Below are 13545 nucleotides of genomic sequence, written 5' to 3' on the forward strand. Positions count from 1 at the left end.
TGTACAGCGGCCGATTCCGGTTCATAATGAAGGGGAAAGCGGGCCCTGCAGGGGGCACCGAGGGGACTTCAGAGGGAACGCATATGGTGACCGCAGCCATGACCAGACTTCGCGGCCGGCTCGTCGGCGTGATCACGCTGCTGGCGTGCCTGGCCATCGTGATGTCCAGCACGGCCCAGGCCAACCCGCGCTACGCTGCCATCGTGGTGGACGTGGAGAGCGGCGAGGTACTGCACGCCGCCAACGCCGACGAGACGCGCTATCCGGCGTCGCTGACCAAGATGATGACGCTCTACCTGCTCTTCGAGGAGCTGGAGAAGGGGGCCATGCGCCTCAACCAGCCGCTGCCGGTGTCGGCCCAGGCCGAGGCGATGCCTGCCTCCAAGCTGTGGCTCAAGCGCGGCTCCACCATCACCGTGGAGGAGGCGATCCTGGCGCTGGTGGTGCGCTCCGCCAATGACGTGGCCGTGGTGGTGGCCGAGGCCCTGGGCGGCAGCGAGCGCCAGTTCGGCCAGATGATGACCGCTAAGGCGCGGGAGCTGGGCATGCATAATACCGTGTTCCGCAACGCCTCGGGCCTGCCCGACAACGGCCAGACCACCACCGCCCGGGACATGGCGACCCTCTCCATTCGCCTGATGCAGGACTTCCCCCAGTACTACCACTACTTCTCCCGGCAGAGCTTTGCCTACCGCGGCACCACCCACAACAGCCACAACCGGCTGGTGCGCAACTACGCGGGAGCCGACGGCCTGAAGACCGGCTTTATCCGTGCCTCCGGCTTCAACGTGGCCACCTCGGCGGTGCGCGACGGTCGCCGCCTGGTGTCGGTGGTCATGGGGGGCTTCACCGCCGCCTCCCGGGATACCCATATGGCCGACCTGCTCGATCGCGGCTTCGTGCGCGCCTCCCTCTATGGTCGCGGCGACTGGGTCGCCCAGGCCGACTTCTCCGGTGACCGCATGGGCATCGACGGCATGCCGGCCGCTGCGCCGGTACAGTCGCCGTCACCGGCCGCGCCGGCGCGGGAGCCGGAGGTGCAGCTGGCCAGCCTGCAGGTGCCTGAGCCGCTGCCCTCGGGCAGCGCCGGCTCGCCACAGGCCGCCCAAGGGTCGGCCAACGACCCCATTCGCGAGCTGATCGCGCGCAGCGAGCCGGCGCCCGTCCGCAGCGACACCCAGCACCGCCTGGAGCCGGTCGGCGCCAGCGGCAGCTGGGGCGTCCAGGTTGGCGCCTTCGCCAGCCACGACAACGCCCGCAGCCTGGCCAGCCGCGCCGCCGATCGGCTCAGCCGGGACCTGCTGCAGGCGAGGGTAGATATCGACGAGGTGGCCGGGGCGCAGACCATCTTCCGCGCCCGGCTGGTCAACCTCGACGAGAACCAGGCCTACCGCGCCTGCCGCAGCCTCGCCCAGGAGGGAATGGACTGCATGGTGATCAACGCCGCGCGCTGACCCTTGCCGGGCTGCACCGGCCCCGCTAGCCTCTTCCATGGTGACCACCCCGCCGCCCGCCCGGGCCGGCGGGGTGGTGCTTTTGGGTCAGGGGCAGGACCAGGGAGGAAAGATGTCGGCATCGTTCAAGGGAATCGGCTTCATGTGCCTGGGCGTGCTCTGCCTGGCCATGGGCGACGCCATCGCCAAGTGGCTCGGCGAGGTGCACTCGCCGCTGCAGATCATCTTCTTTCGTACCCTGGTCTCGCTGCCGCTGATCGCGCTGCTGGCCCATTTCGGCGGCGGCCTGCGCAAGCTGCGCACCCGGCGCCCCGGCGTGCACCTGCTGCGCGGGCTGACCTATACCGGCACCATGGTCTGCTTCGTGCTGGGGCTGACCCTCCTGCCCCTGGCCGAGGCCACCGCCATCGCCTTCGTGGCACCGCTCTTCGTCACCCTGCTCGCGGTTCCGCTGCTGGGGGAGCGCATCGAGGGGCCGGTGCTGGCGGCCTCCCTGGCGGGCTTTCTCGGCGTGCTGATCGTGGTGCGGCCGGGGGGCGAGGCCTTCCATCCCGGCTCCCTGGTGCTGGTGGGGGCGGCGTTCTTCTACGCCCTGATGCTGATCACCGCCCGGCGCTGGGGCAGCAGCGAACACCTCTGGGCCATGGTCTTCCATATGACCCTGGTGCCCTTCGTGCTCACCGGCCTGGCGCTGCCCTGGGTGTGGCAGCCCCCCCAGGCCGGCCACTGGGTGGCCTTCCTCGCGGCCGGCATCCTCGGGGTCGGGGCCACGGCCTTCATCACCCTGGCCTTCCGCCATGCGCCGGCGGCCATCGCCGCCCCCTTCGACTACACCGCCATGCTCTGGGCGGTGCTGCTGGGGTGGTGGTTCTGGGGCGAGATGCCCGACCTCTGGGTCTTCGTGGGCAGCGTGCTGATCATCGGCAGCGGCCTGGCCATCGCCTACCGCGAGGGGCGGACGTCCCTGAAACGCCGCCCGACCTCATGAGGCCCTGAAGCGCCAGCGCCGCCAGTAGCGTGCCACCAGGCCGTGCCGAGGGCCTGCCAGCAGGGCGATCAGGAAGAGTCCCGAGGCCACCAGGACGATGGCGCCACCCGAGGCGACGTCCAGCCGCACCGAGACCACCAGGCCAGCCACCGCCGAGGTGACGCCGACGGCGACCGAGATGGCCAGCATGGTGCCGAAGCGATCGGTCAGCAGGTGGGCCGTGGCGCCGGGGGTGATCAGCATGGCCACCACCAGGATGATGCCGACGGTCTCCAGGCTGGCGACGATGGTCAGGGTCAGCAGCAGGATCAGGCCGTAGTGGATGGCGCTGACGTTGAAGCCCAGTGCCTGGGCCTGCTGAGGGTCGAAGGTGTAGAGCAGCAGGGGGCGGAAGGCCAGCCAGATCGTCAGGACGGCCACCAGGCTGGCCAGCAGGGTCAATATCAGCGCCGGGGTCTGTACGCCCAGCACGTTGCCGAAGAGGATATGCATCAGGTGCGTGCTGGTGGTGATCTTGCTGATGATCACGATGCCCAGGGCAAAGGCGGCGGTGAACATCAGGCCCATGGCGGCATCCGACTTGATGCGGGTGTGGCGCTCGATGGCGCCGATGCCGAGCGACGTCAGGGCGCCGGTCACGAAGGCGCCGACGAAGAAGGGCCAGCCCAGCAGGTAGGCGATCGCCACGCCGGGCAGCACCGCATGGGAGATGGCGTCTCCCAGCAGCGACCAGCGCTTGAGCACCACGAAGCAGGAGAGCAGCCCGCAGGTGGCGCCCACCAGCACCGAGGTGAGCAGGGCACGCTGCATGAAGCGGTACTCGAAGGGGGCGGCGAGGCTGTCGGGCAGCAGGCCCACCACCATCATCAGCGCCGCCGTCAGTGTCTCGATCAGGCCGGTGGCCAGGGCGTCAAGCGGCAACGTGTCTCTCCTTGTCAGCGGTGGGGGGGACGCCAATGGCCAGTCGTGCCAGCATGCTGTCGCTGAGCATCGTCTCCGGTGCCCCCATGCCGATAACGGTGCGATTGATGAGCAGCACCTGATCGGCATGTGCCCGGGCGCCAGGCAGGTCGTGCGTCACCATGATCAGGGTGCGGCCGGCACGGCGCTGGCGCTCCAGGCTGGCCATGATCAGCGCCTCGCTGGGCGAGTCCACGCCGGCCAGGGGCTCGTCCAGCAGCAGGATGGGCGCCTGCTGGGCCAGGGCACGGGCCAGCATCACGCGCTTCTTCTGCCCACCCGACAGCGCCCCGATGGGCCGCCTGGCCATGTCGAGCATATCGACATCGTCGAGGGCCTCCTCCACGGCCCGGCGGTGGGCGGGGTTGGCCCAGCGCCTGGGCAGCAGGCGCTGCCACAGCGGGTCACGGCGCATCATGCCGAAGCGTCCGGTCATCACGGTGTCGCGCACTGAGATGGGAAAGTCCCACTCCATGCGTTCCTGCTGGGCCATGTAGGCAATGCGGCCCCTCTGGCGTTGGGCCAGCGCCGGCCGGCCGAAAATCCTCACTTCGCCACGCAGGGGCGGCAGGCTGCCGACCACCACGCTGAGCAGGCTGGACTTGCCGCCGCCGTTGGGGCCCACGATGGCGGTCCACTGCCCCTGGGGCAGGGAGAGGGATACGTCCTCCAGCACCGGCTCCTGATGGTAGGCGGCGTAGAGCCCGTTGATCTCGAGGGCTGGCACCCTGTCAGCGATCGGTGGTTCCATCGGCATCTCCCAGCGTGTCGGCCAGCAGGCGGGCGTTGTGGCGCAGCATGCTGGCGTAGTCGGGTGCTTCGCCCTCCGGCTCGCTCAGCGAGTCGACGAACAGCGGCCCGGCAATCGCCACCTCGGTCTCCTCGGCGACGCTGCGCACGTGCCGGTCGGAAATGGTGCTCTCCCAGAAGAGGGCCGCCGGACGACGCTCCTCGATGAGATCCACGATACGCATGATCTGGCGCGGGGTGCCCTCTTCCTCGGAGTTGGTCCCCCAGATGCCGTCATGTTCGAAGCCAAAGGCCTCGGCGAAGTAGATGAAGGCGGCTTCGCTGGTGATCAGCAGACGGCGCTCCTCGGGTATCACGGCCAGCGTCTCCTGCAGCTCATCGTACAGCGCATGCAGGCGGTTGGCGCTCTCCTCGGCACGGGCGGCGAACGCATCGGCCGCCTCGGGCCGCGCCTCGCCCAGAACCTCGGCAATGACGCGAACATACTCCGCCGCGGCGCGGGGGTCCATCCAGAGGTGAGGGTCGGCCTGGCCGGCGTAGTCGCCGGTCACGATGGGTTGAGTGGGATAGTCGCTGGCTTCGGCCAGGGCGACCACCGGGGTGCCCCGCGTGACGGTGGCATTGACCTGTCCGATCCAGGCCTCCAGATCGAGGCCGTTGTAGAAGACCACGTCGGCGGACTCGAGTGCCATGAAGTTGCTGGGCACCAGCTCCCACTCGTGGACCTCCGCGCCGACCGGGGCCAGCAGTTCGACCCGGGCCTCGTCGCCTGCGACCTGCGCTACCAGGTCGCCAAGCACCGAGAAGGTCGCCGCCACGCGCAGCGGGGAGGTGTCCGCCAGTGCGGCAGTGGGCAGGGCGGCAAGGCTCAGGCCGAGCAGAAGGGGCTTGATCGATGTCATGTGGGGATCTCCTGAAGGCGTTGAGACAGGCAGGATAATGAAACTCAGTATAGGCACAATGTCTTAGCCTTGGCTAACTTTTTTCCCGTGGCGCAGTGCCGCGGCTGCCCTCGAGTTGCCGCTCGCTTCGGTGAGTGGTTATATTGCCCACCATGACTGCCTCCCCGCCCGACTCGACCCCCGACCCGCACATGTCAGACGCTCTGCCGCCGTGCGAACAGCACGTCCGGCAGTACGCCGCCGTGCGCAATGCTCACGAGACAGAGCTTCTCGAGGACTATGTCGAGCTGATCGGCGACCTGCTGAAGTACCAGGGGGAGGCGCGTTCGGCCGATATCGCGGCGCGCATGGGGGTCAGCCAGGCGACCGTGTCCAAGACGGTAACCCGTCTCAAGTCCCAGGGGCTGGTGGATAGTCAGCCCTATCGCTCTCTCTTCCTGACCGAGAAGGGGGAGGCCATGGCGGAAATGGCACGCAAGCGCCACGCCATCGTCCTGCAGTTCCTGCGTACCCTCGGCGTCAGCGACAGCACCGCAAGGATCGATGCCGAGGGCATGGAGCATCATGTCAGCCGCGAGACCCTCGAGGCCATGGAGCGCTTCACCCGGGAGCACTGCCGCGGCTGAGCCGCCGCCCGCCGCTTGCCCTTGCCTCAGTCGAGTCTGCCACCACCCGTAAACGCCCTTGCCGCGGCCTCCGGGTCGGGGCGGCCGCAGATCGCCGAGATCACCGCCGGACCCAGGACGCCCGCCTGGCGCACGGCGTCGGCGTGCTCGGCCTTGAGCCCGCCGATGGCCACCGCCGGCAGCGGGCTTGCCGCCGCCAGCCTGGCCAGTCCCTCGAAGCCCAGCGGCTCGGCGTGGTCGTGCTTGCTCGAGGTAGCGAATACCGGCCCCAGCCCCAGGTAGTCGAGCCGTTCGGCGTCCACCCGCGCCATCTGCGCCAGGGTCTGCACCGAGAGGCCCAGGATCGCGCCCTCGCCCAGGGCCGCTCGGGCGGCGGCCACCTCCCCGTCGTCCTGGCCCATGTGCAGGCCGTCGGCGCCGCTCTCCACCGCCACGGCCAGGCGGTCGTTGATCAGCAGCGGCACGCCGCTGCCGGCGAGTGCCGCCTTGAGCCGGCGCGCCTGGTCGATCATCTCGCCGTCGGAGGCGTGCTTGTCGCGCAGCTGTACCAGGGTAGCGCCGCCGCGGACCGCGGCCACCACGGTCTCCACCAGGCCGCGCTCGGCGCACAGGCGGGGATCGGTGACGAGGTAGAGGGAGAGGTCAAGTCGCATCGTGAAACTCCAGAGGGGGAAGGGCATCGAGGGCGTCGCCCTCCAGGGTGTGGAGGGCGTCGAGGAAGGCCACGGCGAAGCTGCCGGGGCCGCGGGCGCCCTGGCCGGCCCCCTGGCCCGCGGCCCCGTAGCACGCCAGCGCCGCCACGGTCGCCTCGAAGGGGTCCTCGGCCCCCACCAGAAACGCCGCCACGACGCCGGTCAGGGCGCAGCCCAGGGTGGTGACCCTGGGCATCAGGGGGTGGCCGCCGCGGACCCGGGCCAGGCGGTGGCCGTCGGTGACGAGATCCACCTCGCCGGTGACCGCCACCACGCAGCCGACCCGACGGGCCAGGCGAGTCGCGGCCTGCTCGGCGGCCTCGGCCGGGTCGCTGCTGTCCACGCCGCGCCCGCCCGAGCCGCCGGCCTCCAGGGCGATGATCTCGGAGGCGTTGCCGCGTACCACCGTGGGCAGGCGCTCCAGCAGCCGGGCGACGGTGGTGCGCCGGTAGGCGGTGGCGCCCACGGCGACCGGGTCCAGCACCCAGGGCTTGCCGGTCAGGCGGGCCGCCTCGGCGGCCTCGTCCATGGCCTCTACCCAGTGGGGGGAGAGGGTGCCGATATTGAGCGTCAGGGCGTCGGCGATGGCGGCGAATTCGGCCGCTTCCTCCCGGGCGTGCACCATGGCCGGCGAGGCGCCGATGGCCAGCAGCACATTGGCCATGGAGTTCATGGCCACCAGGTTGGTGATGTTGTGCACCAGCGGAGCGCGCTGGCGTACTCGGGCCAGATGGGCCGCGAGGTCGATCCGCGAAGGAGTCGGTGTGGGCATGGGGCCTCCCGGGCGCGGGAGGTGCAGGCAGGCGAGGTCCTTGGCTGCACGACTCCCTACGCCGGCATGATCCGGGTCAGGTTCCAAGGGTGCCTCTCAGCCGCGGCCTGACATCACCGCGGCGCCCCTGTCGTAGTTGGTTGGCGCTGCTTGTCGATGATACGCCGCTGGGGCGGCCACACAAGTGTCAGGGCGCCGCTCGTGCCGCTCCCAGGAAGCGCTCCTGCCAGTAGGCGATCTCCACCGGGGCCGTCTCGACCCGGCGGCCGCGGCCCGGGGCGTGGATCATCTGACCGTCGCCGCGGTAGATGCCCACGTGGCTCGCCTTGCCGCGCCCGGCGGTATCGAAGAAGAGCAGGTCGCCGGGGCGGGCCCTGGGGGCCGAGGGCAGGGTGCGGAACTGGTCGTCGGCGGTGCGTGGCACCGGTATGCCGGCGGCCCGATAGGCGAGCTCCACCAGGCCGGAGCAGTCGAGCGCCTCGGGGGTGTTGCCGCCGAAGCGATAGGGGGTGCCCAGGGCGCTCTGGGCGGCGGCCAGAATCAGCACCCGCTCCATGGAGAGGCCCTCGTCCGACGCCGGGTCGTGCAAGGCAAGCTCACGGCCGGCGCAGCCGGCCAGCAGGGCCAGCAGCATCAGGCATAGGGAGAAACGCCAGGCGGTCAGGAGAGTCATGCCGAGGGCTCCTGGATGATGGAGGTCCCTCTACATTAGCCTCTGCCCGGAGCCCGGGGAAGCACCCGAGGCTTCACCGAAAGGCGATACGGGTGCCGTGGGCGAGCATCTCGTCCGGGGTCATGGCGTGGCCCGGCACTCCGATCATCTCGTCGCCGCACTGGTCGGACCAGGTCAGCACGCCATGGGTCAGGCCGAGCTCGCCGAGCTTGTCGCGAATCTCGCCGGTGCCGAGGAAGGTCAGGGTCTTGCCGTCGCCGTCGGAGAGCTCCGAGACGCCGCTGCCGTGGTGAAGGCGAACGGTGTAGATGCCGTCCATGGACTCCACCTCCACGATGGGGGAGAACCCCTGGGCGATGGCGCGGGCCAGCTCCCTGAGGGTGATATGGTCGCCGAGCTGATAGGCGTGGCCCATGATGGCCTCCTGCACGGGGGTGCATTGGATGTGTTGTAAAGGAAGTGTAGAACTATTTCCCCGCCTGGCAAGGGTCTTTGGCCATAAATTCCGGCCATCGTTTCTTTCTGTTAAAGTCATGTACAGTTGTTTGCGCGCCAGGGCTGGAAAAAGGCGCCCGCTGTCCCCATCCTCTGGGAACCATGTCATGAGCAACAGGAGCCGCACATGAGCTTTCAGGGCGAGCAGCACCCCGGGGTCCAGACCCCCACCGCCGATTCCGCAGGCTTTCGCCTCAACCACACCATGCTGAGGGTGAAGGACCCGGAGAAGGCCCTGGCCTTCTACTCCCGGGTGTTCGGCATGAGCGTGCTGCGCCGGCTCGACTTCGAGGAGATGCGCTTCTCGCTCTACTTCCTGGCCAAGCTGGAGGAGGGTGACGCGGTGCCCGAGGAAGAGGGCGAGCGTACCGTCTGGACCTTCGGCCAGAAGGGGCTGCTGGAGCTGACCCACAACTGGGGCACCGAGAACCAGGCCGATTTCGCCTACCATGACGGCAACGCCGAGCCTCAGGGCTTCGGCCATATCTGCTTCTCGGTGCCGGACCTGGAGGCCGCCGAGGCCTGGTTCGATGCCAACGGCGTCGAGTTCGTCAAACGCTCCGATCAGGGCAAGATGAAGAACGTGGTGTTCGTGAAGGACGTCGACGGCTACTGGATCGAGGTGGTCCAGGCCGACCGGCTGGCCGCCCTGGGCGACTGAGTCCGGCAGCGTCCATGCAGCGGCGCCGCCCCGACAGGGGCGGCGCCTTCCGTCATAAGCTAGGCGGACTCAATAGCCCGTCATCTCCAGATAGCCGATTCCCAGGCGCCTGTCGCTGTCGCGGTCCCGGGCGATCACCTCCCCCTCCCAGTAGGGCACCGTGGTGTCCATCCAGCGCTCGGCATGGGGCGCCGCCACGATCAGGTCGAGCCCCGCCGCGGGCACCTCCAGCCGCCAGCGGGTGGGCACTTCGCGGCCGGCGACGCTCGAGGTGGCGAGCGGCGTGAGGGCAAGCTCATCCGGCGCCAGCGCCCGGGGCTCTCCCTCGGGGCTGACCCAGGTGCCGGAGCGGTAGTCGCCGCCGGCCTCGCCGCCGCCGCGCAGCTGGAAGGCCATCAGCCGGTGGCCGTCGTCCAGGTGCAGCGAGAACCAGTCCCAGCCCGCCTGCTCGGGCCCCAGCAGCTGGCTGCTCCACTCCCGGTCGAGCCAGCCTCGGCCGCTCACCTCGTGAGTCTCGCCTGCCAGCACCACCTCGCCCTCCACCCGCCAGAAGGGCTGGCTGACATACATCGAGCCCTGGCCGTCGGCGGATTTCTGGCTGAAGCCGGCATCACCGTGCAGCACCAGGGGACCCTCGGCGGTGAGGTCGAGGCGATAGCCGGCACGCTCTTCCCCTTCGCCGTCGAAGGCGGTCAGGGTAAGGCGCTCGAAGGTATCGGCATCGGGCGCCTCCACCCGGGTGACGAGTTCCCAGTCGTCCAGCCAGGCCCGGAAGGGGTGGGCCACGGCCCCGGCCTGGCCGCCGGCCGGGTCGGCGGAGTGGCTGCGGGCGAAGCGCTCGGCCACGGCGTGCTGCTCCCCCCGGGAGACCGCCAGGTGCGCCATCCACAGCTGGTCGGCGACCCAGGGGCCGGGCGCGGGGCGCTCTGCGGGGGGCATCAGGGCCTGGCGGAAGAGAGTCCACTGCAGCCCCAGGGGCTCGCCGCTCTCGTCCTCCAGGTTGGCGGTGAGATACCACCACTCGATGCGGTAGTCCGGGTGGGCGCCGTGATCCTCGGGGAAGCGCAGCGGCGTGCCGGGGCGCGCCTGGGTATAGCCCTCGGCGCTCTCGCCCAGGCCGGCGAAGCCGGCACTCGGGGCCGGCGGCGGCGCTTCGCCGCAGCCTCCCAGCAGTAGCGCCGAGGCCAGCAGCGGCGCGGCAAGTCGGCAAGACAGGAGGGGGCGCATCAGGCAGCCTCCTCGGCGAGCAGCTCCCGAGGCGGAGTGCGCCACAGCCGCACCGCCGGCAGGGCCGCGGCGGCCAGGGCCACGCCCACGGCGGTCAGCAGGGTCAGCAGGATCTCGCCGGGGAAGAGGTGCAGCGGCAGGCGCCAGCCGAAGGCCGCCACGTTGATCACCGCCACCAGCCCCCAGGTGATGGCGATGCCCAGCGGCACCGCGACAAGGCCCACCGCTAGGGCCGTTCCGCCCAGCTGGGCGAGCTGCAGTTGTGCCAGCCTGCCCCGAGGAACGCCGAGGGCCCAGAGCGGCGCCAGCCGCCGGCGCCGTTCGCTGGCCTGGGCCAGCAGGCTGGCCAGCAGCGCGAGAGCGGCCACCCCCAGGGTCAGGGCGTTGAGCGCCCGGGTGATGGTGAAGGTGCGTTCGAAGATCTCGGTGGCGACGCGTTTCACGCCCTCCTGGTCGATCAGGCTGTCCCGGGGCAGGTCGAAGGCGTCGAGCAGCCGGGCGGAGAGCGCCGCGGCGTCGGCGCCGGGCGTCAGGGCGATCCCCAGCGAGCCCGGCGGCGCGGCGAAGCGCTCGGTGAGATAGGGGGTGGCCATCAGCACCTGCCCCCTGGGATTGCCGTAGTCCGGGTAGACGGCGGCAACCGCAAGCGTGAGCTCGCCCCCGGGGGCAGTCAGGCGCAGCCGGTCGCCGGGGGCCAGGCCCTCGGCCACGGCCAGCTGCTCGTTGATGAAGATATCGCCGCGGCCAAAGGCCGCCCAGGCCGTCTCCCGGCTGCCCTGGGGCCCCGCCAGGGGCCAGCGGGGCGTCAGGGTGGCGCCGGGGGTGATGCCGTAGACGGAGACCGGACGCTGTACCGCAGTATCTGTCTCTCCGCCGCCGGGCTCGACGGCCAGCAGCTGCGCGTCGCTGCGCGCGGTGGCGAGACGCTCGGCGACGTCCGGCTGTTCGGCCAGCCAGGCGTCGATGGTCTCGAACTGCTCCGCCGGGGGGCGCAGGTAGAGCTCGGCGGCCAGGCGTTGGTCCAGCCACTCCAGGAAGGTAAGGCGAAAGCCGCCCACCATGCTACTGACGCCGAGGTTGGCGGAGAGGGCGATCAGCAGCGCCATCATGGCCAGCGACAGCCGCGGCAGCTGCAGCTGCAGGTCGGCCAGGGCCCACTGGGCCAGGGGGCGGCGGCGCAGCAGGCGGGTCAGCCCGGCCAGGGCGAGACCGAGCAGCGGCGGCAGCCAGAGGGCGCTGGCCAGCAGCAGGGCGCCGACCAGAGCGAAGCCGGCGACCAGCCCCTCCCCCGGCGGCTGGGAGGCAAGCCAGGCCGCCAGGGCCAGGCCACCCAGCGCCGCGACCGTGCCGGCGGCGGCCATGGCGGCGAGCTGGCGGTGAAAGCCGGCCCGCCACGCCCGGGCCTGCCCCAGCCCCAGCACGCTGAGCCGCGAGGCGCGCCACAGCACGCCGCTGCCGGCCAGCAGCAGGCCGCCCAGGGTGACCGCCACGCCGCCGGCCCAGTAGTTCCAGGGCAGGCGCAGCTCGGTGCCGACCCCGGCGCCGTAGAGGCTGCCCAGGGTGGCGGCCACGTCGGGCAGCAGCGCGCGGGCCAGCCAGACGCCGCTGGCGATGCCTGCCAGGGCCCCGATGATGCCGAGCAGCGCAAGCTCCAGGGCCAGACCGGCCACCAGGGCGCGGCCGGAGACCCCCAAGGCGCGCAGGGTGCGCAGCATCCCCAGGCGCTGCTCCAGGGCCAGGCCCAGCGCCGCCTGGACGATAAAGAGGCCCACCACCAGCGACAGCAGCGCCAGGGCGGTGAGGTTGAGGTGGAAGCTCTCGGTGAGCTGGCCGGGGGAGGCCAGCGCCTCGGCCCGGGTCAGGGCAAAGCCCGCCGGCGCCTCGGCCAGGGCGCCCGGCGCGGCTACCAGCCGGGTGATCTGCTCGCCGCTCTCTAGCTGCCCGCTGCCTGCCAGCAGGAGCGCCGCGGCGGCGATATCCATCACCAGGGTGTCCGGTGGCAGGGCGGGGGCGAGAATCAGCGGCGGCAGGCGCTGGCCGTCGGCCAGGAGGGGAGTGGCGCCCGGCGCCTCCCGGGGCGCCACTTCCAGAGCGGCCAGGCTGTCGGGGGCCAGCTGCGTCTGCCAGGGGGGCGTCAGAAAGTCGGTGACATCGCCCGTGCCCGTTGCCGCGGTGCCGCCGGCGGTGGCGAACTCGCTGTCCCCGGGGAGGGTGAGCGGGTCGATGCCGATCAGGGTCAGCCGGGTGCCGTCCGGGGCCGCAAGCTCCCCCTCCAGCAGCGGGGAGAGCGGCAGGCCGGCCCGGCGCAGGGCGAGGTAGTCGTCCCGGGTCAGCGCCTCGCCGTCGCGCCGCTCCAGGCGATCCAGGCCGGTGGAGAAGAGCGCCTCGGCGCGGGCATAGCTGTCCCGGGCCGAGGCGTTGATGGCCTGGACGCCGCTCCACAGGGCGCTGGCCACCCAGAGTCCCAGCAGCAGCATGGCGAGCTGCCCCGGGTGGCGCCGGTAGTGGGAGAGCAGGGTCGCCAGCACCGTGGCCATCAGGCGCCGGCCTCTGTGTGGTTGCGGGAAGCGTCGCGGGGGGCGAGCCGCCCATGGGTCAGCACCAGGCAGCGGTCCAGGGGAGCGGCCACCTGGGGGCTGTGGGTCACCATCAGCAGGGCGCAGCCGGCCTGGGCGACCAGCTCGAGCAGCAGGGCGAGCACCTCGCCGGCGGTGGCCTCGTCGAGGTTGCCGGTGGGCTCGTCGGCCAGCAGCAGCGCCGGGCGAGGGGCCAGGGCGCGGCCGATGGCCAGGCGCTGCTGCTGGCCGCCGGAGAGCTGCTCCGGGTAGCGGCGCTCCAGGCCGTCCAGGCCCAGGCGCTGTAGCAGCTGCTTCGACCAGGCGGGGTCCTCCACGCCGGCCAGCCGCGCCTGGAGGCGAAGGTTGTCGAGCACCGTGAGGCTGGGTACCAGGTGAAACTGCTGAAAGATCAGCCCCACCGCCTCTCGGCGCAGCCGCGCCCGGGCGGGCTCGGCCAGGGTGGCGAGGTCGTGGTCGCCCAGGCGCACCTCGCCGGCGTCGGCCAGGTCGAGGCCGGCGGCCAGGTGCAGCAGGGTCGACTTGCCGCTGCCCGACTCGCCCATCAGCGCCAGGCTCTCGCCGGGGGCCAGGGTCAGGTCGACTCCGGCCAGCACGCTCAGCGGCCCCTGGGGCGTGGCATAGGCCTTGTGAACCTGGCGAAGCTCGAGCATGGCGGTCTCCCTGGTGTGGGCACGGGGCGCTGGCATGACGTGAGGCGAACCAGGGAGCATGTTGGCACAGAACGCCCGGCAGCCCCAGGCGACGGAGGGAGGAGTGTCGGCGCTGC

The 13545-nt window shown here is 71.2% G+C and carries 14 protein-coding genes and 1 riboswitch; of the genes, 4 read left to right on the plus strand and 10 right to left on the minus strand.

The window, feature by feature from the left end; translation table 11 throughout:
- Positions 1–98: 98 nt before the first annotated feature.
- The gene (locus tag ACRYRV_RS09035) at positions 99–1454 is read left to right on the plus strand and encodes a serine hydrolase (protein ID WP_444985353.1); all 1356 of its coding nucleotides are present in this window, start codon (positions 99–101) and stop codon (positions 1452–1454) included.
- A gap of 112 nt (positions 1455–1566) precedes the next feature.
- Positions 1567–2442, plus strand: a complete 876-nt coding sequence (locus ACRYRV_RS09040; protein ID WP_309636657.1) for a DMT family transporter — start codon at positions 1567–1569, stop codon at positions 2440–2442.
- On the opposite strand, the gene ACRYRV_RS09045 is transcribed toward ACRYRV_RS09040, so the two are convergent.
- Genes ACRYRV_RS09045 through ACRYRV_RS09055 form a run of 3 tightly spaced genes read right to left on the minus strand, consistent with a single transcriptional unit; the run spans position 2437 to position 5054 of the window.
- Entirely contained in the window at positions 2437–3309 is an 873-nt protein-coding gene (locus ACRYRV_RS09045; RefSeq protein WP_444986181.1) for a metal ABC transporter permease, read from the minus strand. The genes ACRYRV_RS09040 and ACRYRV_RS09045 overlap by 6 nt on opposite strands.
- 43 nt (positions 3310–3352) lie before the next feature.
- Entirely contained in the window at positions 3353–4153 is an 801-nt protein-coding gene (locus ACRYRV_RS09050; RefSeq protein ID WP_444985352.1) for a metal ABC transporter ATP-binding protein, read from the minus strand.
- Positions 4134–5054 (minus strand): metal ABC transporter solute-binding protein, Zn/Mn family, encoded by a 921-nt coding sequence (locus ACRYRV_RS09055; protein WP_253446773.1) that lies wholly within the window; start codon positions 5052–5054, stop codon positions 4134–4136. Before ACRYRV_RS09055 ends, ACRYRV_RS09050 begins: the two co-directional genes overlap by 20 nt.
- A 191-nt stretch (positions 5055–5245) precedes the next feature.
- On the opposite strand from ACRYRV_RS09055, the gene mntR reads away from it, so the two are divergent.
- Positions 5246–5680, plus strand: coding sequence for a manganese-binding transcriptional regulator MntR (gene mntR / locus ACRYRV_RS09060; protein WP_253446772.1), 435 nt, complete (start codon positions 5246–5248; stop codon positions 5678–5680).
- A 26-nt stretch (positions 5681–5706) separates the two neighbouring features.
- Here the strand turns inward: mntR and thiE are convergent, their stop codons facing one another.
- The 4 genes from thiE to ACRYRV_RS09080 all read right to left on the minus strand — a co-directional run bounded on the left by thiE (position 5707) and on the right by ACRYRV_RS09080 (position 8232).
- Positions 5707–6333, minus strand: a complete 627-nt coding sequence (gene thiE, locus ACRYRV_RS09065; RefSeq protein ID WP_253446771.1) for a thiamine phosphate synthase — start codon at positions 6331–6333, stop codon at positions 5707–5709.
- The gene (gene thiM / locus ACRYRV_RS09070) at positions 6323–7144 is read right to left on the minus strand and encodes a hydroxyethylthiazole kinase (RefSeq protein WP_444985351.1); all 822 of its coding nucleotides are present in this window, start codon (positions 7142–7144) and stop codon (positions 6323–6325) included. The genes thiE and thiM overlap by 11 nt, the downstream gene beginning before the upstream one ends.
- Before the next feature lie 36 nt (positions 7145–7180).
- Positions 7181–7283, minus strand: a riboswitch (TPP riboswitch).
- 48 nt (positions 7284–7331) lie between these two features.
- Positions 7332–7817 carry a C40 family peptidase gene (locus ACRYRV_RS09075; RefSeq protein WP_444985350.1) on the minus strand — a complete coding sequence of 162 codons (486 nt, stop codon included), beginning with the start codon at positions 7815–7817 and terminating at the stop codon, positions 7332–7334.
- 73 nt (positions 7818–7890) lie between these two features.
- Positions 7891–8232, minus strand: a complete 342-nt coding sequence (locus tag ACRYRV_RS09080) for a DUF6482 family protein (protein WP_299316434.1) — start codon at positions 8230–8232, stop codon at positions 7891–7893.
- A 207-nt stretch (positions 8233–8439) separates the two neighbouring features.
- Between ACRYRV_RS09080 and gloA the strand changes: the two genes are divergently transcribed.
- Positions 8440–8973: a lactoylglutathione lyase gene (gene gloA, locus ACRYRV_RS09085; protein ID WP_309636663.1), complete on the plus strand. Its 534-nt coding sequence runs from the start codon at positions 8440–8442 to the stop codon at positions 8971–8973.
- A 69-nt stretch (positions 8974–9042) separates the two neighbouring features.
- Here gloA and ACRYRV_RS09090 read toward each other — a convergent pair whose 3' ends face one another.
- Genes ACRYRV_RS09090 through ACRYRV_RS09100 form a run of 3 tightly spaced genes read right to left on the minus strand, consistent with a single transcriptional unit; the run spans position 9043 to position 13429 of the window.
- Positions 9043–10200, minus strand: coding sequence for a lipocalin-like domain-containing protein (locus tag ACRYRV_RS09090; protein WP_444985349.1), 1158 nt, complete (start codon positions 10198–10200; stop codon positions 9043–9045).
- Positions 10200–12737 carry an FtsX-like permease family protein gene (locus ACRYRV_RS09095; RefSeq protein WP_444985348.1) on the minus strand — a complete coding sequence of 846 codons (2538 nt, stop codon included), beginning with the start codon at positions 12735–12737 and terminating at the stop codon, positions 10200–10202. The genes ACRYRV_RS09090 and ACRYRV_RS09095 overlap by 1 nt, the downstream gene beginning before the upstream one ends.
- The gene (locus ACRYRV_RS09100) at positions 12737–13429 is read right to left on the minus strand and encodes an ABC transporter ATP-binding protein (protein WP_444985347.1); all 693 of its coding nucleotides are present in this window, start codon (positions 13427–13429) and stop codon (positions 12737–12739) included. The genes ACRYRV_RS09095 and ACRYRV_RS09100 overlap by 1 nt, the downstream gene beginning before the upstream one ends.
- Positions 13430–13545: the final 116 nt, after the last annotated feature.

The sequence above is a fragment of the Halomonas mongoliensis genome (genome assembly GCF_052496345.1).

Coding starts and splice junctions, on each gene's coding strand:
- ACRYRV_RS09035 (WP_444985353.1), top strand. CDS start 99: ATGACCAGACTTCGCGGCCGGCTCGTCGGCGTGATCACGCTGCTGGCG.
- ACRYRV_RS09050 (WP_444985352.1), bottom strand. CDS start 4,153: ATGGAACCACCGATCGCTGACAGGGTGCCAGCCCTCGAGATCAACGGG.
- gloA (WP_309636663.1), top strand. CDS start 8,440: ATGAGCTTTCAGGGCGAGCAGCACCCCGGGGTCCAGACCCCCACCGCC.
- ACRYRV_RS09055 (WP_253446773.1), bottom strand. CDS start 5,054: ATGACATCGATCAAGCCCCTTCTGCTCGGCCTGAGCCTTGCCGCCCTG.
- ACRYRV_RS09095 (WP_444985348.1), bottom strand. CDS start 12,737: ATGGCCACGGTGCTGGCGACCCTGCTCTCCCACTACCGGCGCCACCCG.
- ACRYRV_RS09100 (WP_444985347.1), bottom strand. CDS start 13,429: ATGCTCGAGCTTCGCCAGGTTCACAAGGCCTATGCCACGCCCCAGGGG.
- ACRYRV_RS09090 (WP_444985349.1), bottom strand. CDS start 10,200: ATGCGCCCCCTCCTGTCTTGCCGACTTGCCGCGCCGCTGCTGGCCTCG.
- ACRYRV_RS09045 (WP_444986181.1), bottom strand. CDS start 3,309: ATGATGGTGGTGGGCCTGCTGCCCGACAGCCTCGCCGCCCCCTTCGAG.
- ACRYRV_RS09040 (WP_309636657.1), top strand. CDS start 1,567: ATGTCGGCATCGTTCAAGGGAATCGGCTTCATGTGCCTGGGCGTGCTC.
- ACRYRV_RS09080 (WP_299316434.1), bottom strand. CDS start 8,232: ATGGGCCACGCCTATCAGCTCGGCGACCATATCACCCTCAGGGAGCTG.
- thiM (WP_444985351.1), bottom strand. CDS start 7,144: ATGCCCACACCGACTCCTTCGCGGATCGACCTCGCGGCCCATCTGGCC.
- ACRYRV_RS09075 (WP_444985350.1), bottom strand. CDS start 7,817: ATGACTCTCCTGACCGCCTGGCGTTTCTCCCTATGCCTGATGCTGCTG.
- thiE (WP_253446771.1), bottom strand. CDS start 6,333: ATGCGACTTGACCTCTCCCTCTACCTCGTCACCGATCCCCGCCTGTGC.
- mntR (WP_253446772.1), top strand. CDS start 5,246: ATGTCAGACGCTCTGCCGCCGTGCGAACAGCACGTCCGGCAGTACGCC.